The sequence below is a fragment of the Salinibacillus aidingensis genome, assembly GCF_055393355.1.
Genome location: NZ_AP043759.1, coordinates 3,246,645 through 3,271,526 on the forward strand (window position 1 = coordinate 3,246,645; position 24,882 = coordinate 3,271,526).

23 protein-coding genes are annotated in these 24,882 nt (G+C 40.9%); 3 read left to right on the forward strand and 20 right to left on the reverse strand.

Translation table 11 applies throughout. The features are described 5' to 3' along the window. The first annotated feature begins 46 nt into the window (after positions 1-46). A complete protein-coding gene (locus tag ACZ5OK_RS16655) occupies positions 47-1,537 on the forward strand; it encodes a peptide MFS transporter (RefSeq protein ID WP_343838863.1) in 1,491 nt (496 codons plus the stop codon). A 162-nt stretch (positions 1,538-1,699) separates the two neighbouring features. On the opposite strand, the gene ACZ5OK_RS16660 is transcribed toward ACZ5OK_RS16655, so the two are convergent. Continuing rightward, positions 1,700-3,220, reverse strand: a complete 1,521-nt coding sequence (locus tag ACZ5OK_RS16660; RefSeq protein ID WP_343838865.1) for a methyl-accepting chemotaxis protein — start codon at positions 3,218-3,220, stop codon at positions 1,700-1,702. 207 nt (positions 3,221-3,427) lie between these two features. Between ACZ5OK_RS16660 and ACZ5OK_RS16665 the strand changes: the two genes are divergently transcribed. Continuing rightward, positions 3,428-4,924: a potassium/proton antiporter gene (locus ACZ5OK_RS16665; protein WP_343838867.1), complete on the forward strand. Its 1,497-nt coding sequence runs from the start codon at positions 3,428-3,430 to the stop codon at positions 4,922-4,924. Between the two features lie 100 nt (positions 4,925-5,024). Here ACZ5OK_RS16665 and ACZ5OK_RS16670 read toward each other — a convergent pair whose 3' ends face one another. Together ACZ5OK_RS16670 and ACZ5OK_RS16675 are read right to left on the reverse strand one after the other, a co-directional pair. Next, on the reverse strand, positions 5,025-5,801 hold the full coding sequence (locus ACZ5OK_RS16670; protein WP_343838869.1) for a hypothetical protein: 777 nt from the start codon (positions 5,799-5,801) through the stop codon (positions 5,025-5,027). Positions 5,802-5,876: 75 nt separating this feature from the next. Next, a complete protein-coding gene (locus ACZ5OK_RS16675; RefSeq protein ID WP_343838871.1) occupies positions 5,877-6,494 on the reverse strand; it encodes an NUDIX hydrolase in 618 nt (205 codons plus the stop codon). 184 nt (positions 6,495-6,678) lie between these two features. On the opposite strand from ACZ5OK_RS16675, the gene ACZ5OK_RS16680 reads away from it, so the two are divergent. Continuing rightward, positions 6,679-7,845: an MFS transporter gene (locus ACZ5OK_RS16680; protein WP_343838873.1), complete on the forward strand. Its 1,167-nt coding sequence runs from the start codon at positions 6,679-6,681 to the stop codon at positions 7,843-7,845. Positions 7,846-7,906: 61 nt separating this feature from the next. Here the strand turns inward: ACZ5OK_RS16680 and ACZ5OK_RS16685 are convergent, their stop codons facing one another. The 17 genes from ACZ5OK_RS16685 to ACZ5OK_RS16765 all read right to left on the reverse strand — a co-directional run bounded on the left by ACZ5OK_RS16685 (position 7,907) and on the right by ACZ5OK_RS16765 (position 24,880). Next, on the reverse strand, positions 7,907-8,404 hold the full coding sequence (locus ACZ5OK_RS16685) for an immunoglobulin-like domain-containing protein (protein WP_343838875.1): 498 nt from the start codon (positions 8,402-8,404) through the stop codon (positions 7,907-7,909). Between the two features lie 109 nt (positions 8,405-8,513). Beyond that, positions 8,514-8,807, reverse strand: coding sequence for a hypothetical protein (locus tag ACZ5OK_RS16690; RefSeq protein WP_343838877.1), 294 nt, complete (start codon positions 8,805-8,807; stop codon positions 8,514-8,516). Between the two features lie 56 nt (positions 8,808-8,863). Continuing rightward, the gene (locus ACZ5OK_RS16695; RefSeq protein ID WP_343838879.1) at positions 8,864-9,031 is read right to left on the reverse strand and encodes a hypothetical protein; all 168 of its coding nucleotides are present in this window, start codon (positions 9,029-9,031) and stop codon (positions 8,864-8,866) included. 599 nt (positions 9,032-9,630) lie between these two features. Further along, on the reverse strand, positions 9,631-9,756 hold the full coding sequence (locus ACZ5OK_RS16700; RefSeq protein ID WP_343838881.1) for a hypothetical protein: 126 nt from the start codon (positions 9,754-9,756) through the stop codon (positions 9,631-9,633). Positions 9,757-9,884: 128 nt separating this feature from the next. Then, positions 9,885-10,415 (reverse strand): AAA family ATPase, encoded by a 531-nt coding sequence (locus ACZ5OK_RS16705; protein ID WP_343838883.1) that lies wholly within the window; start codon positions 10,413-10,415, stop codon positions 9,885-9,887. 239 nt (positions 10,416-10,654) lie between these two features. After that, entirely contained in the window at positions 10,655-11,974 is a 1,320-nt protein-coding gene (locus tag ACZ5OK_RS16710; RefSeq protein WP_464758232.1) for a S1C family serine protease, read from the reverse strand. Positions 11,975-12,120: 146 nt separating this feature from the next. After that, positions 12,121-12,864 (reverse strand): YfjL-like protein, encoded by a 744-nt coding sequence (locus tag ACZ5OK_RS16715; RefSeq protein WP_343838888.1) that lies wholly within the window; start codon positions 12,862-12,864, stop codon positions 12,121-12,123. Continuing rightward, the gene (locus ACZ5OK_RS16720; protein ID WP_343838890.1) at positions 12,861-13,448 is read right to left on the reverse strand and encodes a hypothetical protein; all 588 of its coding nucleotides are present in this window, start codon (positions 13,446-13,448) and stop codon (positions 12,861-12,863) included. The genes ACZ5OK_RS16715 and ACZ5OK_RS16720 overlap by 4 nt, the downstream gene beginning before the upstream one ends. Next, positions 13,441-13,932 (reverse strand): RNA polymerase sigma factor, encoded by a 492-nt coding sequence (locus ACZ5OK_RS16725; protein WP_343838892.1) that lies wholly within the window; start codon positions 13,930-13,932, stop codon positions 13,441-13,443. Before ACZ5OK_RS16725 ends, ACZ5OK_RS16720 begins: the two co-directional genes overlap by 8 nt. A 448-nt stretch (positions 13,933-14,380) precedes the next feature. Next, positions 14,381-15,106 carry an alpha/beta fold hydrolase gene (locus ACZ5OK_RS16730; protein WP_343838894.1) on the reverse strand — a complete coding sequence of 242 codons (726 nt, stop codon included), beginning with the start codon at positions 15,104-15,106 and terminating at the stop codon, positions 14,381-14,383. A gap of 740 nt (positions 15,107-15,846) precedes the next feature. Then, entirely contained in the window at positions 15,847-16,935 is a 1,089-nt protein-coding gene (locus tag ACZ5OK_RS16735; protein WP_343838896.1) for an NAD(P)/FAD-dependent oxidoreductase, read from the reverse strand. Positions 16,936-17,031: 96 nt separating this feature from the next. Next, positions 17,032-18,441 (reverse strand): HAMP domain-containing sensor histidine kinase, encoded by a 1,410-nt coding sequence (locus ACZ5OK_RS16740; protein ID WP_343838898.1) that lies wholly within the window; start codon positions 18,439-18,441, stop codon positions 17,032-17,034. Continuing rightward, entirely contained in the window at positions 18,431-19,111 is a 681-nt protein-coding gene (locus ACZ5OK_RS16745; protein ID WP_343838900.1) for a response regulator transcription factor, read from the reverse strand. The genes ACZ5OK_RS16740 and ACZ5OK_RS16745 overlap by 11 nt, the downstream gene beginning before the upstream one ends. 81 nt (positions 19,112-19,192) lie before the next feature. Continuing rightward, on the reverse strand, positions 19,193-19,744 hold the full coding sequence (locus ACZ5OK_RS16750; RefSeq protein ID WP_343838902.1) for an O-acetyl-ADP-ribose deacetylase: 552 nt from the start codon (positions 19,742-19,744) through the stop codon (positions 19,193-19,195). 327 nt (positions 19,745-20,071) lie between these two features. Next, positions 20,072-21,364, reverse strand: coding sequence for a homoserine dehydrogenase (locus tag ACZ5OK_RS16755; RefSeq protein WP_343838904.1), 1,293 nt, complete (start codon positions 21,362-21,364; stop codon positions 20,072-20,074). 291 nt (positions 21,365-21,655) lie between these two features. Continuing rightward, positions 21,656-23,464: a cation:proton antiporter gene (locus ACZ5OK_RS16760; RefSeq protein ID WP_343838906.1), complete on the reverse strand. Its 1,809-nt coding sequence runs from the start codon at positions 23,462-23,464 to the stop codon at positions 21,656-21,658. Positions 23,465-23,713: 249 nt separating this feature from the next. Then, the gene (locus ACZ5OK_RS16765; protein WP_343838908.1) at positions 23,714-24,880 is read right to left on the reverse strand and encodes a TraB/GumN family protein; all 1,167 of its coding nucleotides are present in this window, start codon (positions 24,878-24,880) and stop codon (positions 23,714-23,716) included. Between the last annotated feature and the right edge of the window lie 2 nt (positions 24,881-24,882).

Sequence of the window (24,882 nt, forward strand, 5' to 3'; positions counted from 1 at the left end):
CCTAATGATAAAAGTATTATATTAATATATCAGGGAGGTAAAAAATATGTCAGAAATATCTAAACAGGAAATTGTAGATAGTGTTCCTCAAAAGGGATTCTTCGGACATCCTAAAGGGTTATTCACACTATTCTTTACCGAATTCTGGGAACGTTTCTCCTACTACGGAATGAGAGCGATTCTTCTTTATTATATGTATTATGGGGTTACCCAAGGTGGTTTAGGATTGAATCGAACCACAGCATTATCCATTATGTCCATTTACGGATCATTGGTCTATATGTCAGGAATTATTGGAGGATGGCTTGCCGACCGTATTTTCGGAACCAGGAAGGCCATTTTTTATGGGGGAATCCTGATTATGCTCGGACATATTGCCTTGGCTATACCTGGAAGCGTCGCACTGTTCTTCGTTTCTATGGTTCTTATCGTGCTTGGTACAGGACTATTGAAGCCTAACGTATCCAGTGTTGTTGGGGATATTTACAGTGAAAAAGATGAACGTCGCGATGCCGGATTCAGTATTTTCTATATGGGAATTAACTTAGGTGCCGTTCTGGCTCCATGGATTACCGGATCCCTAATGGACTATAGCTTCCACTTAGGATTCAGTATGGCCGCTATTGGAATGTTTATTGGACTTATTCTATTTATGATTACAGGAAAAGGATTTCTTGGTTTAGCGGGTACACAGGTTGCCAATCCGTTATCCGGGGAAGAGAAGAAAAAAGTTTACACGGCTATCGGTACAGGAGTAGTTCTTATTGCTATTCTTTGTGCGATTGCCATTCCAACCGGTTATTTAACTATTGATGCCTTTGTTGCTCTGGTAGGTGTTCTGGGCATTCTGCTTCCGATTATTTACTTTACCAGGATGTATCGAAGCCCAAATACCACAAGTGTTGAGCGTTCACGTTTAATTGCCTATATCCCGCTATTTATTGCGTCCGTTATGTTCTGGGCAATTCAGGAGCAGGGATCTACCATTCTTGCTAACTATGCCGACCAGCGAACACAGCTGAATTTCTTAGGAATTGAACTTGAGCCTGCATGGTTCCAGTCATTGAATCCTATGTTTATTATTGTGTTGGCACCTGTATTTGCCTGGATGTGGGTGAAATTAGGAAATCGTCAGCCAAGCATTCCAAAGAAATTCTCTCTTGGTCTATTATTTGCCGGTTTATCCTTCATCGTCATCCTTATCCCAGGTTACATGGCTGGTACAGATTCACTCGTTAACCCTATGTGGCTTGTACTAAGTTACTTTATTGTTGTACTTGGTGAGCTTTGTTTGTCTCCTGTAGGATTATCAGCGACAACAAAACTGGCACCACGAGCTTTCTCAGCACAAACGATGAGCTTATGGTTCCTTTCCAATGCAGCAGCGCAGGCCATCAATGCTCAAGTCGTAAAATTCTATACTGCGGAAAATGAAATTCTTTACTTCGGTACAATTGGTGGAGTGGCGATTGTTTTAAGTATCATTCTTTTCGCCTTCTCTCCAAAAATTCAAACCTTTATGAAAGGTGTTCATTAATCAAAAAACAGAAGCACCGTTATCAGGTTATAGCGCTTTTGTTTTAATACGATGAAAAAAACCTCCTGCTTTTATTAAGCAGGAGGTTTTTTTATGGATAGGAAATGATTAAATGGCCCATTTGCTGATTGGAAATTAAAGAGACCACGTCCACCCTTGTTTTTAATCATGAAGTTTTTCCGTTTGTGTGATTAATCCTTTCAGTTCATGTGTGACCTGGTCCAGTGTATCAATTAAGTCTGAAAGGAATTCAACGGAGGATAACTGAGTTCCTGATGATTCTGCAACTTCCTGGGCACGATCTGATGCAGTCTGTGCGAAGGAAGCCATTTCCTGTATGGCAGAGGATGCCTGCTCCGTAGCTGTAGATACCTCTTCAGCAGATGCAGAAATTTCCTTTATCTGACTGGCAACGTCCTCTACTGATGTATGGATTTGATTAAATATTGCTCCTGTCTTGTGCACAACTTCCAGTCCCTCTTTAACTTCCGTAGTCACCTGATCCATCGCTTCAGATGACGTTTTTGTATCTTTTTGAATGGCATGAACGAGTTCGGTAATTTTGCCAGCTGATGTGCCTGATTGTTCTGCAAGCTTTCGTACCTCATCCGCTACCACAGCAAAGCCCTTTCCATGTTCTCCGGCTCTTGCTGCTTCAATGGCTGCATTTAAGGCTAATAGATTCGTCTGGTCGGCAATATCCGTAATGATTTCCACAATTTCTTCAATTTCTTTTGATCGGTGGCTTAAGGCTTGTACACTGTCAGAGGATGTATGCACTCTCTGATTAATATCGTTCATCTGCTGGACCGTTCTCTGTATCATTCCGTTTCCTTCACTGACTTTATCTGTTGTATGTTTTGCCCCGGCTGATACCTGAGAGGAGGTCTGAGCAATCTGTTCAATCCCGGATGCAACCTCCTGTATAACCTGTGAACTGTCCATGGTTTGCTCCCGTTGAGTATCTGCTTCACTGGATATTTCCTGAATACTGGCCACCATTTCTTTAAGTGCAGTTTGATTGGATGTCGCATTTTCTTTGAGTTCAGCTGATGACCGGGTTATTTTTTCTGAGTTCGTGGACAACTGATCTATAATCTCACTCAGGATTTGATTTTTTTGTTCCTTTTCGTCCAGATCAGCTATTAACTTCCGCTTTAATCGTGTCTGCCAGATTATAGCACCTGAAGTCCCTATTAAAAATACAGCATGAATGACAATCATCGAAAGCGGGTATGCCTCCGTTCCAAAAACATACTCACTAATAAAGAAAAAGCCTGCTAAATGCTGCACAGCAAACACAGCAGTCATAATGGTGATTAAACGGATGCTTTCATAGTAGCCGATCATGGCCACGACCATAAAAATCGAAAAGTGATATTCAATCATGCCTTCTCCACCAGCGATCATGGAAATACTGCTAAATGTAATTGTAAGTGTGTTAAAGAGTGGCAACTGGGAATGATTTTTTTGTTTACGAAATAAAAGGACAGAAACAACGAATAAAATGACCGGGATAACTAAAATGGCATTTGTAACCATTGGTATTTGGTTCGCTGCTTCATATCCCCAGGCTTCTGATACGTTCAATACCCGATGTAAAAAGTGAACGATGAATGATGCAATTAAGACGACAGCTGATAAAACTAAAATAGCCTGATTCTTTGCCTTATCCAATAACATATACCAACACCCCGTACTATATTTATCCCATTAAAGGATTTTATAAATTATGACTATAGTACCACTATATGACAAATTATGTCTACTTTTGATAAATGAAATAGAATAATCTTATTCCACAAAGGCTATTTTTGGTGTTCTCATTCCATTATCGGTAAAATAATAAATGAGTCATTTATGGAACTTTGACAGGAAGGATTTTTCCTCATGCAAATCACCGTTGAATCAATCATTTTTTTATTTTCCTTAATGCTAATTATTGGCGTCTTAACAACAAAATTCTCATCTCGTTTAGGTTTACCCTCTCTTGTTCTGTTCCTGTTTGCAGGAATGCTGTTAAACCAGTTTTTTTATTTTAAAAATGTAGAATTAACCCAGTTTATTGGAATTCTGGCCCTTATTATTATCCTGTTTGAAGGGGGTACCCAAACCAAATGGGATCATATTCGCCCTGTCCTAGGTGGTGCCGGTACATTGGCAACAGCCGGCGTTTTAGTCACCAGCTTCGTCACAGGACTGGCGGCGATGTATATTTTAAACCTCTCTTTACTGGAAGGGCTTCTCTTTGGTTCCATTGTCGGGTCAACAGACGCTGCTGCGGTATTTTCCGTGCTTGGTAATAAAAATATTAAACGGAAGCTTACCGCAACATTAGAAGCTGAGTCAGGCTCCAACGACCCGATGGCGGTATTTTTAACCATTGCTTTCATTGAATTAATTCAAATTCCTGACCGGTCCATCTGGCTGGCAGTAGGTGACTTCTTCTTACAAATGGGGCTTGGGCTCTTATTCGGGTTAATTCTGGGTAAAATCAGCTTAACCGTGATTAATAATATTAAGCTCGACGTCTCGGGGATGTATCCTATCCTCGCTGTGGGAAGTGCGATTTTCACCTATGGACTGACTGATGTCTTTGGCGGAAGCGGGTTTCTTGCTGTCTATGTAATGGCTGTTTTTATCGGGAACAGTGATTTAATGTATCGCTTTTCGATTGTGCGTTTTAATGAAGGGTTTGCCTGGATGATGCAGATCATTATGTTTATCTTCCTGGGTCTCCTTGTATTCCCGGGTCAGTTAGTTGATGTCATCTGGGAAGGAATTTTATTAGCTCTGATTCTCATGTTTATAGCTCGACCATTGGCAATTTTTCTCTGTATGCTATTCTTTAAATACAATGTGAAAGAACAGCTGTTTATTTCCTGGGCCGGGCTAAAAGGTGCCGTTCCGATTGTCCTGGCAACCTATCCGATCATTACCGGGGTAGAAAATGCTCAGTTAATCTTTAATGCCGTCTTTTTCGTTGTCCTGTTTTCCGCTTTAATTCAGGGAAGTACCCTTTCCCCGCTGGCAAACAAACTAAGGCTTACACGTGATGATGATGACTTTGATACGTCAAGTCTGGATATGATCAATTTAGGCAATACAGATTCGGAAATCATTAAGCTGATTGTCACTCACAAGTCACCATCTGTTGACAAATCCTTAATCGAAATCACTCTGCCCCACGATACACTCATTATCGGAATCGTAAGGGATGAAACGTTGATTACTCCAACCGGAAATTCCATTATTAAATCCGGGGACACGCTGTATGTACTTAGTCATAAGAAGAGCAGGGAAGAAGCCAAGCAGGTTTTACTAGGAAAAAAGGAAAAGAAGGCTCAGCAAAAGCCGCGTAAAGAGAAGAAAAAGCGAGGAAAGTAATCGTACTGATCATTAGTATAGAAAAGGAGGCACAGCCTGCACTCCTGAACATTAGATGATTTGTTTTTATGGCACCAAAACTGTGTATTCCAGCGGACGACTATTTCTCCCTGGTTGCCTCATCGGAAGAATTACGCTTCTCCTCTTTGCTATCTGTTATCGTCCAGAGGGTAAGAGGCTTATCGTCCCCTGTCAGCAACTTATAAAAATAGGAAGCTGTATGGTTATACCCATTTTCCACTTTCTCTGCCAAATAACTGGCCCTTTCATATAGAATCGATCGAAAATGATCTAATTGCATTAAGGCCTTTTCCGTAAGGGCTTCCTGATTTTCTAAACGATCCACAACATCCTTTTGCTTCTGATCCTGCTCTGACATCTGCTGAGCCATCTTCTGCTGTTCACTGGCCACTTCCTTAAGCTGTTCAACCATTTGATGCTTAGCTGATGCATAGGTATCCAATTGCTCCGACAAACCCTGATGATTCTGAGCCAATTCCGCCAGCTGCTGCAAAACCTTTTGACTGTTCCCGTGACCCGTATCTGCACGTTTCAGTAACTCTTCAAACTGCTGTTCCATATGCTGGAGCTCTTCCACGGTCTGCTGCTGAAATGCTTCGTTGGATTTCCGGTCTTCCTTTAACTCCTGTATATCACTGTCCAGACCTTTCCATTGCTGTAAATGGGCCTGGTTTTGTTGTTCGTGCTGTACTTTTATCTGTTTTAAAGAGTGCAATATGGATTCATTCGCCATCTTTTGCTCTTCCATAAGCTCCGAGAGATAATCACGGCGTAAATAGGTCTGGTTAGGCTCATGAAGTTCACCTTGATTTTTATAGACACCCGGATTTCCGGACTGATTCATATACAACCCCATTGATATCACATCCCTTGTTGAAATGCTGTTTTATTATATGCATTTTGTCTCATTTCGGGACGTTCAATTGGAAAATCAGCGACGAATCAGTTCAATAAAATGGGATAGTATTTTTGCCGTCAGTCCCCATATCACTTTTTGATCATAAACGTAAAAATACTCATCTATTTTACTCGTCCGCCACTTATAATTTTTACCCCCTGTGATTAACTCAAAGGGAAAACCTTCTTCCGGCTTAACCTTCACATCTACGTGATAAACATCAGGTTCATTTTCCATAAAAAAGGTCAGCGGTACCATAAATACCTCCTCCACCTCTTCAGGATTCGGGTTCAGGTTGTCTAAGGACTCAATCCATCCGGCATGGGCATATACAATCATTCCAAATGGAGAGACCATGTAATCAAGCGGATACACATCCTTAATTTCTGATTGACCAATCCCCAGCTCCTCCGTCGTTTCCCGAATCGCCGCAGCCTGTTCAGAATCATCGGTTTTATCAATTCTGCCCCCGGGAAAACAAATTTCACCAGGCTGCCGGTTTAGCTGATGAGAGCGGACTTCAAAGAGGATATAAATATCGTCATCTTTACGAATAAGAGGCAGTAAAACAGAGGATTTCGAAAAACGTTCATTACCTAAAACAGAAGGCTCATGCTGCTGCACCTTTTTTAAAATATCTCCAGAATTCATACATTCACCCCAACATGTTATCCTTTCATATAACTATAGCAGAAAATATTAGGGGATGACAGAAAAGCGGAAGGACCCCGGGAGCTGCACTGATGAACACAGAATAGGAAAGGCATTCACATTCGCATTTTAAAACGATTTGAATTATCATAAAAGGACAATCATCGTCATAGGAGTGACCGACTTGGAAACCAAAAAAGCACTGCCAATCCTGTTTGCTGTCATGTTTTTTGTGATGGTGGGCTTTGGCATTATCATACCTGTTTTACCCTTTTACGCAGAAGAATTAGGAGCATCCCCTACAGAACTGGGACTGCTTATGGCGGTGTATTCGTTGATGCAGCTGCTCTTTGCACCAATGTGGGGACGTATTTCGGATCGGATTGGCCGAAAACCCGTGATCATGGTGGGCATTTTGGGACTGTCCCTATCCTTCTTCTTTATGGCTTTATCGAGTCAGTTATGGATGCTGTTTGCTGCCAGGATCATAGGAGGGTTTTTGTCTTCAGCTAACATGCCTACCGTTATGGCTTATGTAGCTGATATTACCTCAGAGGATGATCGGGGCAAAGGCATGGGGATCATTGGAGCCTCTGTTGGACTTGGCTTCATTTTCGGTCCGGCAATTGGAGGAATTTTTTCCGAATCAAGCCTGACGATTCCGTTTTATTTGGCGGGAGCCTCCTCATTGCTCACCTTCTTTTTTGTTCTGTTTGTACTTAAAGAATCCATTCACCATAGCGAGGAAAGTGCAGGAGCTCGAAAACGCCTATCTTTACTCAAAGTACTGACAGGTCCACTGTCCATTCTGTTTATTCTTCAATTGATTATGACTTTATCGCTGGCCGGATTAGAAGCAACGTTTGCCTATTTTGCGGCAGAAACAGCCGGACTCGGTACTGTGGATTTAGGCTATATTTTTATGATTATGGGCCTTGCCGGAGCCATCGTTCAGGGTGGGTTAGTCGGAAAGATGACGAAGCGCTTCGGGGAGGGGGTTGTGATTCAAATCGGAGCGGCTGTCTCTGCAATTGGATTTTTCCTTATATTATTCGTAAAGGATTTTTTCACAGCTACCTTGTTTCTGACGATTTTTGCATTGGGAAATGGAGTGATTCGTCCAAGTGTCTCATCTCTGTTAACAAAACAATCGGAAATGGGACACGGCAATACAACAGGAGTACTGTCATCGATGGATTCCCTGGGGCGAATGATCGGCCCTCCTCTGGGCGGACTGCTCTATTCCGTTTCCATAGGTCTGCCGTATATATCCGGCATCCTTTTATCCATTATTGCTTTTGTCTTGTATCGCCGCTATTCGCACGTTCAGGCAAATACGGCTCGAGTATAAAGTGAAACTTCCAGCAGTGGTGGGGGTACGGACAGTTCATGCGTGATAAACAGTCCATTGTTCAATTCTCCTCCACTTGAAAAGAGCGTGCCAAAGCAATCTCTTTTCCATCCACTGCAGGACACAGCAGCGTTTTTACGAGCCGATAAGTTCCAGGCGGGAGGTTGATATCCAGACGTTTAAGTGAAAAGGTCTGGTCTTCCTGACTGTCTGGTTCTAATAATAATCCCAGATTATGAAAGTCAGGGTGATTTATAAATATCTCATCCGGATAAACAACACGATACCATTTATCCTGATGCAGCCGCTCTATACTGTAATAGGTCCCATATTTGCACTTCTTATTCGTATCATTTTCAATGGAGATCTTTATTTCATCTGGTGATTTCGTAAAAGTACTTTTGCTAAATGAGAGGGTTAATCCATCAGACGATGACTCTATATCCTGCATAGGAACCGGGCCATCCGAAGTGTGGATGGAGTCACCTGCTCCGCATGAACTGAGAAAAATAAACGCAAAAGAAAACAAACCCATGAATAACAGTAATCTGATATTCATCTTTTGACCTCCTTATCCAGTTTCCCCTCATCTTTAGCATATAAAGATAAAAGAGATGACACATTGATAGAGGTCAATTTTGTTTCATTTCTCCCAGCTATTTAAACCCTTATTTTATGATTACCTCGTCCGTAATTTCACCATCACCAAATGTCCAGACTCTGTATTTCGTACCCGTTCCCTTTTTTACAATTAGAACATATTCCCTGAAGAACTCTCCCCACCCACCTAAATGATCAATACTTTCTACGGATGTTATTTCAGGGTTATGATCCAATACTTCCTGTTTGACGTTGTACAGCTTGATTTGGATCAACAGCAAAATACACAGATAGCCGGCGATGATTATTGAAGCCGGTATCAAAATGAGTTTGAACCAAAACTTTTTATTGAATCGTTTCATATTTATCCCCCCATTCAGCCTTTGATATCCTTTGTTTCTGGATATTCACGCCTTATTTAACTTTTTCTTCTTTCCACTCTACCTATAATTAAGTGAGCAGTGAAGAAAAATAAAAAATAGATGATAAATTTTGCTATCAGATTCTCGACCTGAATGATATCTATTAATACTGTAGCAATCACAGCAACTATCCCAAATACAAAGGCGATTAACAACATAAACATAAAAAATCCCTTTCTCCATCAGACTTTCTTCTGGGGCAAACCATCCACTCTTAAAGTGAGTAACTTATCTATAATTTTTTATTTCTATCATTCTTGAATAAGCCAATGATTACAATAATAAATCCGAAGTTTATTACGAAACTGAATTCGGCTAAAATATAGATCTGCAAAATAAGAGTAGAGACTCCCGACTATTAAATATACAGGCAACGAGTAATTCAAATATATGAAAAATAGTCCTGTATAAGAGAAATAACCTACCCCAGCTTGTTGCTGCTACAGGCGTATATTCGAAAAAAAGCTAATGATAAAGAAAGAATTAGTGCAGATAGAACAGAAACCTCTCTTATTTTAGCAAGACCAGTCCATAAGTGGAAAATCTATTATTTGTCACCATTATCTTTCTTCCATTTATACGGTACTTTAGACCAATTATAGATTAGAATAAATAAGAACATTATAAAACTTATACCTAGATTATCGATCCACATAATCTCTTTATCAAAAATAAGCTGCCAAATCATTGATACTGCAAAAAATAATAAAGGAAATTTTATGATTTCCCTGAACATATTGGTGCCCCCTTGCACTTAAAAAAATTACATAGCCCTTGTTGTATTCATCTGCTTCTTATCCATATTGTTCTGGATAAAATTGGTGTAATAGCACCGAATACAGCAAATACTTATTAAAGACAAGCCACCCGTTAACTTTAACTTATTCATACAGCATCCTCCCTATTATTACTTCTAATATGTAACTCTACTTCAACGTTAGTCCAAACAGAAATAGGGCAACAGTCAATTCAATCGTTCTTAAACTCTTGCCCCCGTTTGTTGAATAACATATATATTTAAAGAAAATTTAACTTTTTCCTTACAGTATCAACAATCGCATTAACACTAACATTCTCTGTCTCTATGTACTCTCCAAAATTGTAATCATTATATGCTTTTAAACACTTATCAGTTTGTTTAAAACACCAATTTCCTTCTTCTTCTCCACGTCCCCTCAACCTATCATAAATAGTCTCCTTACTTGCTGTTAAACAGAAGTGGTATGTATTGCTATCAATGCTGTTAAAGCCATTAAATATATAGTTAAAGTATTCGGGCTTTCTAATAGTCATAGGTACAATTAAGTTAACGTTATATTTTGATATTATAAATCTTGCTACCTTAACTGTTATCTCTTTCCATAGTTGTAAGTCTTGAAAATCTCCTGTTTCTGCTTCAAGTCGTTTTATTTCTTCAGGTAAAACATTTCTTAACATATAGCCTACTTCTTCAGGGTCATATAACATACTATTTTCAATAACTTTAAGAAGTTCATTAGATATTGTAGTTTTTCCCACTCCAAAAGCACCGTTTATCATTACTATCATTATTTATTATCAACTCCAGTCGAAATAGTTTATCTTTTTTCTAAGGTATTTTTCTTCAACTCTACTGCCCTTTAGTTCAACATCAATCTTTCCCGTAATTTTAACATATATATCCAATTATTGTTGTAAAATTTTGAAATACCTTCTTGTCATATACCTATAATTTTATCCCGGAGATCACATAAAAAAATAACGTCTGGATATCCAGACGTTTAAAATAGGGGGGTCAATGTTATTTTTTATTGCTGTTCATTACTTGTTAGTGTCAGATCAACTTTCTGCATCTCTCCTCCTCTGTTCACTTCTATTGTGACCTCATCGCCAATGGAATGCTCGGAATAGAGGTACTTGCGCAGATCACCGACATCGGTAATTTTCTCTCCATCGACAGCTACAATGATATCTTCTTTTTGCAATCCGGCTTTGGCTGCAGGTGTGTTCGGTTGTACGCCGGCAATAATGACACCCTGATTAACCTCGATGGATTCTTTCTGCCGATAAACAGATGGGATTTCATTTACATTTAACAGCTTCACGCCTAAGTATGGACGCTCTACCTTGCCATTCTTCATGAGTTCATCCACAATCGATTGAACTTTGTTACTTGGAATGGCAAAGCCTAAGCCTTCAACGTTTTGATTGGAGATTTTCAAGCTGTTGATTCCGACCAGTTTTCCATTGCTGTCGATTAGGGCTCCACCGCTGTTTCCAGGGTTAATGGCCGCGTCGGTCTGGATCACTTCTAAATCCCATTCACCCGCTGAAGTGTTTACCGTAATACTGCGGTCAACGGCACTGACAATTCCTTGAGTCACCGTTCTGGAAAGCTCTAAGCCAAGCGGGTTTCCAATCGCAATTACCTGTTCACCTGTTTGGAGGGAGTCTGAGTCGCCAAATGACAGAGGTTTAATATCAAATTCTCCAGATATTTTTAATACTGCGGTATCTGTTAAAGCGTCTCTTCCTACCAGTTCTGCTGTTTTCGTTTTGTCATTGTGTAAGGTGACCTCAATCTCATTGGCTCCTTCCACTACGTGATTGTTGGTGACAATGTAAGCCGCATTGTCCGTCACCTTGTAAATCACCCCAGAGCCTGTTCCTGTTTTTTGCTGCTGGGCATTTTGCAGAAATGGATGGTTTTGTTTGGAAATATTGACCACTCCAACAATTGCTTCAGAGGCCTGATCAACAATGTCGGTTACGGATGATCCAGTTGCATTTATCTGCTGCACATTCGGTGAGGCAGAAGCCGAAGTACTTTCACTGGATCCAGCCGCTTCCTCTTGTACGGCCTCCTGATTATTGCCAGTGATCCACTGTTCAAGACCATCTACCTGTGTAACTGCAGTTAATGTTAAAACAGAGCCGATCATTCCGGCTGATACCGTCATAAGCATACTTTTCAGCCTTGAGCCTCTTTTCGGCTTTTCTTTATTTGGTTGATTTACTGATTGCTGTTCTGGTGGTTGTTCAGCTTTTTCCTGTTCACCTTCTGTTGATTCTTGTTCACTATTCTGTTCGAGCTTCTGTTCCTGATCTTTTTCGTGTTCATCCATCATGCCTGATCACCTCTTTATATCGTAATGATGAATTGGTTTATCTTTCTATACTTTTACTATAAAGCGCGAATGTGTCAGACAGATGTCAGAGACAAAATTTTTCACATTAAAAAAGGAGCAGGCTGAGGTTAACTGCTCCTTAAAATCTATTCTAAATTCTGATTATGCTCCTCAACATCACTTCCATCAATGGGTTCACCTTTGATTATTTTTACGGAATATTTAAGATATCCACGTGTTTCAGCTTTTGCCCCTTCCCTGTCAAAGCCACTTCCGTTAAACAACACAGACGTATATTCATAGCCATTTTCATTCAGAATACGCTCAATCTTTCGGGCTGCATTGTAAAAATCCTTTTTGGCCTGCTCGGTTGAATCCAGCTGCACAAAAACATCCATCGGTTTTTCCAGGTTTAAACTTTTACTCCAAGTTACATCTTCTTTAAAGGTCCCTTTTAACACCTCTATTTGAACTCCGACGTTTTTAATAGAGTCAATCCGGCTGGACAGCAATGTTGTCAGTTCGTTTTCCGCCTGCCGAGTTAACTGCTTCCCTAATGACTGGTCCAAATGCTCGTAATAATAACCATCCCACTGGACTCTCGGGTTCAAAAAGCCCCTGACTTTAAATGAGTAATCCCTGGCTTTCCCCTCTTTATCGGCCGTCCCAATTTCTGTAACAGGATATACATATTCGCTAAATTTAAAACTATAAGATCCTTCTTTGATTCGAAACTCTTTCTCCGGATAGGTTTCGGTCAAATAGTCTTCAAGAACTTGGCGGGACACGTATTGACTGAGGGGATTTCCGTTAAAGAGATTGTAGGCATAGAGGACAATTCCGACTAACAGCACCAGCAAAATGCTCCATAATAGTTTTTTCTTATTCATGAGCCATTCTCCTTTGCCCGCAGCTTTCTGGTTAAAAGTCCGATAACACTTCCAATCAAAGCAAATACATAGTGAATGATCGATACCAAAATGGCCATTTGAAAAATATCAAATCCATACGTAAACAGAGATACCTGGGGATCAATATGCCCCTCCATATAATCGGATATCCCTTCAACTATGGACCAGATAAAGATGGGGATAAACGAAAAGTAGAAAGACATTTTCATATCGGAATAAAACAGATACACCAAAAAACCTAAAAGTGTGTACCAGAGAATGAATTCATAGCTGTCATTCAGCAAGGATGTCTGAATCGCCAGCAGAAACGACAGTGCGACAAAGATAATCTGGTACAGAGAAAGCTTACGATGAATCTTTTTAAACACCTTATCCCGCTCTATTTCTGTGGTTGTTGGAATTTCTTCTTTTTCCAATGGGTTCTGGATGGTTTGAGCGAGTTTCCGGTATTCTTCATTTTCCTCCATCTGCTTCTCCAGCCATTCGGTTGTCTCTTTACTCAGCAGCCCTTCCTGATAAAAGGGGAGCAGGTCAATCACGATATGCCGAACATCGTTATCCATAATTATCATCCAATTCCTTTTTAATTTTGAGCTTAGCCCGATGGAAAATAATGCGCGTATAGTTTTCACTTTTATCCACTAAGGCCGCAATTTCTTTAAAAGATAATTCACCATATACGCGTAAGGTGACAATTTCCTTTGGCAGCTCCTCCAACTGATGAATCGCTTCAATCAGACTGTTTTGTGCTTCCTTTTCTATCAGCCTGGCCTCTGGGGTATCCGTGTCCCACTCTTCTCTGGGGAGCTTTTTTAGTAGATGATCCTGATACGTTTTACTGCGATAAAAATTCTTCAACCGATTCTTGGCAATCGCAAATAGCCAGGTCTGAACTGTTGACTCCTTGGAAAAGGTATGAGCGTTTTTCATCGCCTGAAAGAAAACCTCCTGCGTCAAGTCCTCAGCCACCTGCCGATTACTAGTCTTCACGTAAAAAAACGCATATATATTCGGATAGATATCTTTGTAAAGCTCCTCCAGCTCCATAATGCTACTCCTTATCAAAAAGACCTGACAGAAAAATTATAGAATATATTCCCTTTCACTACATTCGTAACATGAACAACCGATTTGTTACAGAAATATTTCCGGTGACTGTCCCTCATTGCTTTAAAGCACTAAAATATAGAGGCTGAACAGCTATAGGGTGGGTGTTACTAAGAGGAGTTATTAAAAGCAGAATTTAAGTAAGGGTTAAAATCTCATGATCTCACTTAACATATACATATACTCATTCAAGTATGTTAGCAATATTCATCGGTTTTCGATGGTAATCTTTTTCAGATATTCCTCTTGTTAGGTTTGCTTGATCAATGATCACACCTGTTAACGCAAAAAATTAAATTGCTCTTAAATAAAGCATTATGCTCTTAATCAAAACAAAAAACCATTCTCCAACTTCTGAAGAACAGCTTCATTACATAAGGAAGAATATTTACTTTTTAACCTCACTAATAAATCTTTCTAATATTTTCGTATAGATATCTGGTTGTTCTGTATGAACCAAGTGTGATGCAAAAGGAACGATAGATACGTGAACGTCATCTTTTATTGAGGGATATAATAATGCACCTTTTGTTTCAGCCTCTTTCTCTTCACCAACTATATACAGAATAGGAGAATCAATTCCATCCAAATCTTTTGTTTCTTCAAATGGGTACCAATTTTCATCTTTAACAAACTTGAGGGACTCTTTCCAGTTAGACTTATGTAAATGATCAAAGTAACTTACCACTTCATCATTTTGTAATAATTGAGCCTGGTGTTCAATATCTTCTTTAAGGAGTTCCAACCAATTATCTGGTCTTTCAGGTATAACACCTGAAATCGCTAAACTTTTTACTTTATAAGGAAACCTTTTTGCAAAAAACAATCCTACTAAAGCTCCTAATGAACACCCTGCAATATGTGCAGATTCCACTCCTAAATGGATAAGGGTTTCGGCTATATCTTCTGCCGAGTCCTCAAAAAAATTGGAAAAGTCACCTTCTACTGATTTTCCATGGCCACGCAAATCAGGAAGAACAACTTTATATTTATCTTTAAAATGTTCTCTCTGATATTCGAAATCCGTCAAACCAGTTTGCAATCCAGTATGAAGAAATACAATAGGTTCTCCATCCCCAAAAACTTCAGTATGTAAAATCAAAATAATCCCCACTCTTCCTATTTATTGCTATTAAATTCAATTTTAACATAATATTATGAAAATTACCCCCAAAAATAAAAGACCATTAATGATACTCTTATGTCTTAAAAGAGAAAATAAATGTTATTCCTATTTTGCACAAATTTGGAGATCCTTACGGGAAATCAGCTATAACTTCTGTACAGGCAATACTTAAAACTTCCTTTTGATCTTAAAATATCGTTTTAAAATCAATATTAGAAACAAACTCTAATAATCTGTTCATCTATGACTAAAATACCGATAAACTCCCAATTCAATACAAATACATGTTATACTCAGTATAATAATAGACTGGCTTCGCATGAGGGGTGGCGCACCGATTCACCTTTTTGGATATTTCCAAGAAGGGAGGTGATGCCTATGGACACGACAAATGTCTTAACGCTTATGATATCCTTTGGGATGTTAGTTGCGTTCATGATGTCTGACCATAAAAAATAACCCCTCATGTGCTTGATGGGCAATTGAGGGATTATTTTCACTCCTGCGCCGCCCCTCTTGTTGGGGTTCGGTCTATTGTGCCGTAGACGTTACTGCGTCTACGGTTTTATATTATATGAACTTCTATTTTTAGTATACCTGATTTTGGTCAAAAAGAAAATGAAATTAGTTCCTTTTTAAAGAGTCAATGTCTCACTGAATTCTCACTGAATAGTCGAGAGATCTTTTCCCTCAACCTCTTCTAACCATTTGATGTCCCCTATCAATCCTTAATCTTTATATTCCCTGATATAACGCGTATCCACCCAATTTTTCAAATGCCAGGCCAATCGCCCGGTAATCAAATGTTCCTTATAATTTAAAAATCCTTCTTTATCACCCAGTGACATCATGGACAAACCATTTTTCTGCGGCGTGTACAGTTCTCCTTCTCCTGTCTCAAAAAATCCTTTTAAGTTCTTGAAAAGGATGGGTCCCTGTTTAACGGCAGACACTGCACCCTCGTCAATATTTGAATCGTTCTCGAGTGATACACAATCTCCTGCTCCAAACATAAAGGGGTATTTTTTAACCTGAAGTGTATCCTCAACCTTTAAATAACCTTGATCGTCTACAGGTAATTTTGATGTGCTAAATAACCCAGGAGCTTTTGGGCCCGTTAACCAAAGCAACTTATCAAAATAGATCTCGTTATGTAACGATGTCATGATTTTATGATGTTTTACACTGGTGACTTCTTCATTTTTTATAAGGTTTATATCTTTTTGAACAACGATTTTCTCTATTTTATCTGATATCTTATGACTCTTATCCTGAAGTAACCGGTCCGGACTTATGAGCGTTACGGGAGTGTTCACATAATTCTTTTTTCGCCAGGTCTGTAATGACAAGCTGATTTCAATCGCCGCAGCACCACCGCCGACGATGACGACTTTATCTGTTTGGCGACATTCATTTATCGCATCGACAAAATGATAATTAGGTTTTATCCGATAGGCATATTCGACGACTCCCGGAAGATCTGTACCAGCTGTTAATGAACCTATATTAAAAGAAATAGCATCAAAAGAAAGAACATCTCCGGTTGATGTTAAGACCATCTTCTGCTTGGGATCAATGGAAGTAACCGCTCCCTGCACCCAATTAATCTTACTGTTTTTGGCTAAAGTTTCTACATTAATGCTAATTTCACTTTTATCAAGCAGCCCTTCCGCATATGCGCCAAACTTACCTGAAAAGTACTGAAACTGCGAAGGTGAAATGACTGTGACGTCTGCATCGGCTATAGGATGATCTTTTAGTTTTTTAATGACGTGCAAATGTGCGTGTCCGCCACCCACGAGCAATAATTTTTTCATACCTGCATCCTCTTTTAATCGTTATTTATCATTCCTATGTAAACCATGGTAAATCATTAAAAAAAAGCAGTCCAATTTTTACATTGATTGGACTGCTTATTTCTCTTTAGGTAATGTAAAGCGAAAAGTCGTCCCTGATTCTGAGCTGCTTAATAGCTCTAAGTCACCGTCCATCGCTTGGGCGATCATTTTACTAAACGGAAGCCCCAGCCCCAGTCCGCCTACTTTATACTTTTTCCCTTCTCCCCGATAAAAGCGTTCAAAAATAAAAGCCTGTTCCTCCTCGGGGATGCCTGTTCCTGTATCCTGTACATCAATGTGAACACATTCAGGCTCTTCTTTAACCGAAACGCTAATCTGACCGGTTGCCTCCATCGCCTGGTTCGCATTGTTGAGCAGGTTGGTAATAATCTGCTGAAAACGGACAGAATCCACTCGCACCTGCAGTTCCTGTTCGGGCAGTGAGATGGAAATGTCCGGACGCTGATCATCCTGAGTCATTTCCCACTGATGAATCGTTTCCTGAACCAGCTTATGAACAGAATGGGTTTCAAACGTCATCGGCACTGCATTAGCCACGAAGGAGTTAAAAGCCAATAAGTCCTCCACCATCTTTTTCATTTTTGTGGTCTCTTTTAATGATATATCCAGAAATTCCTTCGCTTCCTCCCCGCTTACCACATCATCCTTCACCGCCTGCAGCAAGCCGCTGACAGAGGTGATCGGAGTTTTTAATTCATGGGTAACTCCGGCCAGTAATTCCGAGCGGAGCCCTTCCAGTTTTTGCAGCTGCTGTGACATCTCTTTAAAGGAATGCACAAGCTCGTATACTTCCTCTTCCCGCGCCTCAGAGGGCAGCTGAATATTATAGTTACCCTCCTGCACCTGCCTTGCTGCCTTTGCAACATCCTTAATCGGCCTGGATAACCTTTTTGACAGGAAGTAAATCGCGGCCCAGCCCATGAGAGCCAATACAGCAATGATAATGAACAGCTGCTGATACTCCTGATTGACGTGGTACAGGTTATCCTCTGTTTCCATGACGACCACCCAGCCAAATAACACAGAGCCTACTTGGATGGGCTGTTTAACGAGGTACAGACTGCCCCCTTCATCTGTGGTTAACTTCTGCACCTGTTTTTCATTATTTAATACAGTTGGATTGATCCGTTGTTCATACGGACTCTGCGGGCGGTTGCTTGAAAGAATCACACCCTCAGTGTTCACAATATAGATGTAAGGATTGCTCTCCATATTGGAAAACTGGCCCCGTTCCTCTAAAAATTTGCGCACATCTTCCTCGGGACGAACAGGCTCATCATTCACAAAACGATTCGAAATTTCCTGAGCCATAAAATTCATGATATTAATCCGGCTTTCAAAAGTCTGGTGCCTGATCCAAATCGCGGAAATCACCGCAACCACAAGCAGTCCGACAGCAAGTGTATAAAGATAGCGGGTTGTCCAGTACCGCTGTAGAGGGATTCGCTTTTTGTTATTTTTCATAAACACTTAACTGATACCCCAATCCCCGCAGTGTACGGATTTCTCCTTCATCATCAGGCCAGTCTTTTAAAGCCTTCCTCAGGCGTTTAATGGCTAAATCAACCGCGCGATCACTGCCATCATAATCAAATCCCCACACCTGTTCAATCAACTGCTCCCTTGTAAACGTCTTGTTCGGATGCTCGGCCAGAAAAAGCAGCAGGGATAAATCCCGAGGCCGCAGCGCAATTTCCTCGTCCTGCAGCCAGACCCGATGTGCATCAAGGTCAATTTTCAGCTGTCCAAACTGCTGGACGGTGGAATCCTGAGCCTCTGTCCGGCGGAGAACGGCTTTGACACGGGCAACCACCTCATCACCGACAAAAGGCTTCGAAATATAATCATCCGCCCCCTCGTTTAACCCTGTCAGCCGATCATTGACCTCACCTAATGCCGTTAACATAATAACCGGACAGCTGCTTTTTTCCCGGATTTCCTTTAAAATCTCCCATCCGTCTTTTTCAGGCAGCATAATATCCAGGAGCGCCAATGAGGGATTGAACCGGGCAAACGTGTCCAGAACCTCGTCCCCGCTATAGACCTGTTCCGTATCAAACCCGGCCTTTTGTAAATACGCCCGCAAAACCTGACTTATAGGATATTCATCTTCAACAATTAAAATCCGAGTCATTCCGTATCATCTCCAAAGTAACGCACGATTTCTCTAATCCTATCATGGAAAGATGTCAGACAGATGTCAAATATAACGGAGTTAAACGGAAATAACCCGCTTTAGGGCTTGACTGTAAACCTCGTAATCCTGCTCCGAAAATAAGGTCATAACCACTTTGCCAAAATGATGATTCTGTAAAAATTCAGTGATTGTCTGCAGCGCAACCTGAGCCGCCTTTTCAATTGGATAACCATAAACTCCCGTTGAAATCGATGGGAAAGAAATACTGCTAAGATTCTTTTCTTTCGCAAGCTCGAGGGAACTCAGATAGCAATTCGCCAGGAGTCCAGGTTCACTTCCGCTGTTATTCCATACCGGACCAACTGTATGAATTACATAGCTGGCCGGCAGCTGATAGCCTTTGGTGAGTACTGCTTCTCCAGTCGGTAAATATTCGTTATGTAAAAGCTCTTTCCTGATTTGTTTGCATTCCTTAAGAAGTTCCGGCCCGGCCGCACGGTGTATGGCACCATCCACACCACCGCCACCTAAGAGAGAGCCATTCGCCGCATTAACAATGGCATCGGTTTGCTGTCTGGTAATATCACCTGTCATCAGCTCCAGTTGATTTCCGTTAATTTCCGTACGCATGCAATCGCCTCCTTCCCTCTATCATATAATAAAGTTCGATTTCTATCATTTGGAGTGGTGTTAGCTTTGGATTCTGCTGTATTATCGTTGTGGTTTTGTTCAGTTTGGAAGTTATTTTGTTTAAAATTAATCGCAATTTTAAATAATTAAGCAGATGGTTGATTTTTGATTTTTCATGCCGGCAAAACTGCAATTGATCCCTGTTTCGAAAATTTTTTATCCTGTTTTGAAAATTATTTAACAATAATTAAGCCAAACCACTGAGCCATTCCCCCATTGAAACCCACAAAAAAACCACCCCTCAAGAGAGGAATGGCCTATACAATATTATTCATTCGTCTCCACACGATAATAACTCTTAATCGTGTCGATATGCTCCAGCCCGTCGAATTCCTTTAATACCTTGTGGATGCTGCTCTTGGATGACTGATGGGTTACAATAATCAGTTCAGCTTTATGTTCCAGCTCATGCGGTTTTTGAATAACCTGCTCGATGCTGACTTCATAAGCGGCAAGCCTCTTAGTAATTTGAGCCAAAACACCGCTTTGGTCATCAACAACCAGACGTAAAAAGTACTTGGCAAAAATTTCGTCATCCGTTTTGAGCTTTTTCTCCCGGTATGGGGCAACCATTCCCCGTCCACTGACACCGAGCTTCATATTTTTTACAACTGTAACCAAATCAGAGACAATAGCATTGGCAGTTGGCAACTCGCCCGCGCCAGGTCCATAAAACATCGTCTCGCCGACCGCTTCTCCATATACGTACACCGCATTAAAGACACCATTTACTGACGCAAGTGGATGAGAATCTTTGATCATTGCAGGCTCTACACTGACTTCAATCCGTTCATCATCCTGCTTGGCAATGCCGATTAATTTAATTACATAGCCTAGATCCTGGGCATATTTAATATCATTCAAAGTGACGTCTTCCATCCCTTTACATTCGACTTCATCTAAATTCATCCCGACATGAAAGCCTAACGTACTTAGAATGGACATCTTGCGTGCGGCATCCAGACCGCCCACATCAGAAATCGGGTTCGCCTCGGCATATCCGAGATCCTGAGCTTCTTTTAAGGCAGATTCATAGGATTCATCCTCCTGGCTCATTTTGGTCAGCATGTAATTGGATGTCCCATTCACAATGCCCATCATTTTTGTAATCCGATCGGAGGAAAAGCCTTCTACCAGAGCCCTGAGAATCGGAATTCCGCCCGCGACACTGGCTTCATAAAACAGGTCACAGCCATGCTTAGCTGCCGTTTCCAGAAGCTCACCTCCATGAACCGCCATCAGATCTTTATTGGCCGTCACCACATGCTTTCCCTGCTCAAGGGCAGCGAGTACATATTCTCTTGTCTGGTCCACGCCACCCATGACTTCTACAATGACATCAACGTCCGGATCCTGAAGAACCGTATAGGGATCCTCTGTTAATAAATCCTGATCAATATCAATGGTCCTTTTCTTTTCACGATTCTGGACTAAAATACGTCCGATTCCAATCTCCATTCCGGTCTGTTTTACGAGATCATCCTGATGACCTTCAATCAGACGATAAACACCTGTGCCAACTGTTCCCATACCCATTAAGCCAATTTTTACCTTATTCATGGTCTGCCTCTGCCTCCCCGAATTCGTCTTTTAGAATCTATCACTTAAATGAATCTCAGTCCTTCATAAGAGAACAATCGTATATATATAATGGACATTATAATGGCTATGGATTGGTTTTTCAATGGGATTTGTATACAAAATTTTAAACATTTTTATTTGGAATTTTATCGTCAATACAAAGTAAAGTGAAACTTCCATCAGTGGGGGATTACGGCCATTTAATGCGTGATAAAGCCCATGCTCAACCCTATCATTCCTGAGCATGGGCAACTAAAACTCGTTTTCATTTTATTCTGTCTCTTCCTTACTCAGCACCACCAGCTGATCTCCTTGTTCAACCGTAATTTTCTCCTTTAAAGTAATGAAGGTAAGTTCTTCATTTTCCCTCCTGATAAACAGCCAGTTGCCTTCCACAGGTACGGACAGGTCTTCCTTTTTCATTGTCTGCTTTTCTTCTACTTCCAGATCAACCGTCTGAAAGGTGTACCCCTCTCGTATTTTTCGATTCAGCACTTCAAATGCTTCATCTTCTCCAAACAGGATATTCGGTTTATGGGCAGGTGGAATATCTTTTTGTTCGGCCCCGCGCCCTTTAGAAGGCAAGGTGAATGTATGCTGATAGCCAAATTCCGGAATAAAGGACTGACAGACAAGGGCATTATACGCAGGGTCCTCCGTCAGCGATAAGATGTACTCATAAGGAGTTAAATCTACTTCATATTTCATGTGTTCGGATAAAATTTCGCCATAATAAACATCAATATCGTACTCCTGTGCTTTTATATAGTGATGAAAAGTGTGATCCACAATCAGAACAGGAATTTCCATCTTTTTTAGATGTTTGGCAAAAGCAAAGGAAAACTCACTTGCTCCTACCAATAAAACTCCAGGTACATCGTTATTGGCCAAATCCAGCTTTTTAGCCAGAGGTCCCAGGCTGAATCCATGAACACATACTGTTATAAACACCAGCGCAAAGGTCAGAGCTGTCAGGATCGCCGCATCTTCAAACCCATCTTCTAAAAGAATAGAAGCAAAATAGCTGGAAACGGTTAAAGCCACAATTCCTCTCGGTGCAATCCAGCCAATCAACGTTTTTTCTTTAATCGTTAACTCAGTTCCAATTGTCGATAGCCAGATGGACAAGGGTCTTACCACAAACAGCATAATGGCTACATAGCCAAGGATAGGCAGCGTAAAAATCTGGCCAATGGTTTCTCTTGATAAAGAAGAGGTTAAAAGAATAAAGATGGTTGACGTTAAAATGACCGATATGTTTTCAATAAAATGACCAATATTTCCAATCGATGACACATACTTTTGTTTTCTGGCGATCGTAAGACCCATAACGGTAACGGACAGCATTCCCGTTTCATGCTCAATCATTTCACCAAGGCTAAAGCAGAGGAGAACGAAAGAGAGAATAATGGGTGATTTTAAATATTCCGGAAATAGTCCTTTTCCTGCCAGCACACTTACCAGGATACCGAGAACATAGCCAATCAGACCTGCAACCAGTGCTCCTAAAAAGAACGTAAGCAGATAACCCAGGCCTGCTTCTGCCGAGCCAATCACCTTAATGACCTCATAGGCAAACAGAGCCAGCAGAGGGCCAATCGGGTCAATAATGATTCCTTCCCACTTCAGGACAGCAGCCACCCTCGGGTCTAATTTGGCCTGACGTAGCAAAGGAATAATTACCGTAGGACCGGTCACAATGAACAAACCACCGATAACAAAAGAAACGGCCCAGCTTAATCCGGCAATATAGTGAGCAGCCACAGCCCCTGCAATCCAGGCTAAAAACGCTCCCAGGGTTACCACTCGAAAAACGGATTTTGAGATGTTTTTAACCTCACGAATATCAAGACTTGAACTGCCCTCAAACAATACAATGGCAACCGCAAGTGACACAATCGGACTGTATAAATCCCCAAGGGCCTGTTCCGGATTAACCAGAAGGAAGACAGGTCCAATGATAAGTCCTGCAATCGACATGATCACAATCGATGGCCATTGAATGCGCCACGCCAGCCACTGAGAGAAAATTCCTAAAGCGATTATGACGACAATACTTAATAAGACCATGTTTTCCATTTATCCCACCACTTTTTACCAGGATTGTTGACGATTCTGATTTATAGTTTGTCCGATAAATGGCGATTCAATGATTAATAATGATGATTTCGAGACAGACGTGACCTCGCCTGATTATTTTCCCAAAATACTCTTTTTTATATTCCCGGACAGACAAAAAATCCCCTCGCCATAGTGGTTGAGGGGATTTTATTTGTTTTCAATTTTTGTCCTTCAAAAATGATCTGCTTAGGCCTTTGTATCCTTTTTTTATAAATTCTCAAAGAACAGCCGTACAACGTCAGCACCGCCAATAAACGTTCCTAACGAGCTTCCAATGTTGGCCAGCACAACAACCAGTAAAATCCGGGTAACTTTGTTGTTCCAGAATCCTTTCACGTGAAAAACATCCTCTGACAGGTTTTCAAAATCCCGCACGTTCGGACGACGGAGAAAGGCTTGGACAATCCCTGCAATAAATCCTGCTGCAACCAGAGGATTTAATGATGTAATCGGTGCTGCGACAAAAGCGGATAGAACGGTGAGTGGATGGGCAAAGGCAACAGCTGTGCCAATCGCTGAAAAGCTGCCGTTCCATAACACCCAGCTAAGAGTCTGCTGCATACCTGCCGATGGATTCGTCGCAAATGTATAGGCGATTATACTTAAAATGAGAATGGGTACGGCCCATGCTATGATTTTTGGAGCCTTTGATTTCGGTGGACGTTCTGAAAGCTTGTCCAGATCATGATCACGATGCAGCTCTTCTGTGATGCCTGGTACATGGGCAGCACCTAACACCGCAACAATCTTTTCCCCTGGTGCATTTTTGATTTTTTCAGCCAGGTATTGATCCCGTTCATCAATTAACGGTTTTTTCAGCTTTGGAAAATACTCGGTAAACTCCTTAAGCATGGAATTCAGCATATCCTGGGACTTCATTTTTTCGAGCTCTTCCTCAGAGATGGTTTCTCGGCTGAAAATACTTCCGACTACCTCTGTCAGCAGCATAAACTTCCCTTTAAGGCCAATGTTTCCCCATACTCTTGAAAAGGTAACCTGAATATTCCGATCGGCCAGAACCAAGTCAGCTCCGATCTCCTCCGCTGATTCCATTCCTTGTATCATTTCCTGTCCCGCATTGATGCCAAACTGCTTGGCCATCCGCTTCTGGAAGGAGGAGATGGCTAAATTCATTAACAGTAACGTCGCTTTTCGTTCTTTAATGACTTTGAATATATCCATGTCCTGCCACTTGCTATCCTTTTTGATGGACTGATAGCGCTGTTCATCCAACTCTATACAAACGGAATCCGGCTGTTCCGCTTCAATCACTTCTTTTACCTGTTCTGCACTTTGTTTGGAAACATGAGCGGTTCCAATTAGGATGATTTCCTTTCCATCCATCTCGAGCCGTGTAATATTTTCTTCAGACATAT

Bases quoted from the DNA above. Each gene is read 5' to 3' on its own strand.
- ACZ5OK_RS16665 (WP_343838867.1), top strand. From the start codon at position 3,428: ATGCAAATCACCGTTGAATCAATCATTTTTTTATTTTCCTTAATGCTA.
- ACZ5OK_RS16735 (WP_343838896.1), bottom strand. From the start codon at position 16,935: ATGAAAAAATTATTGCTCGTGGGTGGCGGACACGCACATTTGCACGTC.
- ACZ5OK_RS16655 (WP_343838863.1), top strand. From the start codon at position 47: ATGTCAGAAATATCTAAACAGGAAATTGTAGATAGTGTTCCTCAAAAG.
- ACZ5OK_RS16675 (WP_343838871.1), bottom strand. From the start codon at position 6,494: ATGAATTCTGGAGATATTTTAAAAAAGGTGCAGCAGCATGAGCCTTCT.
- ACZ5OK_RS16765 (WP_343838908.1), bottom strand. From the start codon at position 24,880: ATGTCTGAAGAAAATATTACACGGCTCGAGATGGATGGAAAGGAAATC.
- ACZ5OK_RS16760 (WP_343838906.1), bottom strand. From the start codon at position 23,464: ATGGAAAACATGGTCTTATTAAGTATTGTCGTCATAATCGCTTTAGGA.
- ACZ5OK_RS16670 (WP_343838869.1), bottom strand. From the start codon at position 5,801: ATGGGGTTGTATATGAATCAGTCCGGAAATCCGGGTGTCTATAAAAAT.
- ACZ5OK_RS16745 (WP_343838900.1), bottom strand. From the start codon at position 19,111: ATGACTCGGATTTTAATTGTTGAAGATGAATATCCTATAAGTCAGGTT.
- ACZ5OK_RS16700 (WP_343838881.1), bottom strand. From the start codon at position 9,756: ATGAATAAGTTAAAGTTAACGGGTGGCTTGTCTTTAATAAGTATTTGC.
- ACZ5OK_RS16690 (WP_343838877.1), bottom strand. From the start codon at position 8,807: ATGAAACGATTCAATAAAAAGTTTTGGTTCAAACTCATTTTGATACCG.
- ACZ5OK_RS16720 (WP_343838890.1), bottom strand. From the start codon at position 13,448: ATGGATAACGATGTTCGGCATATCGTGATTGACCTGCTCCCCTTTTAT.
- ACZ5OK_RS16660 (WP_343838865.1), bottom strand. From the start codon at position 3,220: ATGTTATTGGATAAGGCAAAGAATCAGGCTATTTTAGTTTTATCAGCT.
- ACZ5OK_RS16715 (WP_343838888.1), bottom strand. From the start codon at position 12,864: ATGAATAAGAAAAAACTATTATGGAGCATTTTGCTGGTGCTGTTAGTC.
- ACZ5OK_RS16710 (WP_464758232.1), bottom strand. From the start codon at position 11,974: ATGATGGATGAACACGAAAAAGATCAGGAACAGAAGCTCGAACAGAAT.
- ACZ5OK_RS16725 (WP_343838892.1), bottom strand. From the start codon at position 13,932: ATGGAGCTGGAGGAGCTTTACAAAGATATCTATCCGAATATATATGCG.
- ACZ5OK_RS16755 (WP_343838904.1), bottom strand. From the start codon at position 21,364: ATGAATAAGGTAAAAATTGGCTTAATGGGTATGGGAACAGTTGGCACA.
- ACZ5OK_RS16750 (WP_343838902.1), bottom strand. From the start codon at position 19,744: ATGCGTACGGAAATTAACGGAAATCAACTGGAGCTGATGACAGGTGAT.
- ACZ5OK_RS16740 (WP_343838898.1), bottom strand. From the start codon at position 18,441: ATGAAAAATAACAAAAAGCGAATCCCTCTACAGCGGTACTGGACAACC.
- ACZ5OK_RS16685 (WP_343838875.1), bottom strand. From the start codon at position 8,404: ATGAATATCAGATTACTGTTATTCATGGGTTTGTTTTCTTTTGCGTTT.
- ACZ5OK_RS16695 (WP_343838879.1), bottom strand. From the start codon at position 9,031: ATGTTTATGTTGTTAATCGCCTTTGTATTTGGGATAGTTGCTGTGATT.
- ACZ5OK_RS16705 (WP_343838883.1), bottom strand. From the start codon at position 10,415: ATGATAGTAATGATAAACGGTGCTTTTGGAGTGGGAAAAACTACAATA.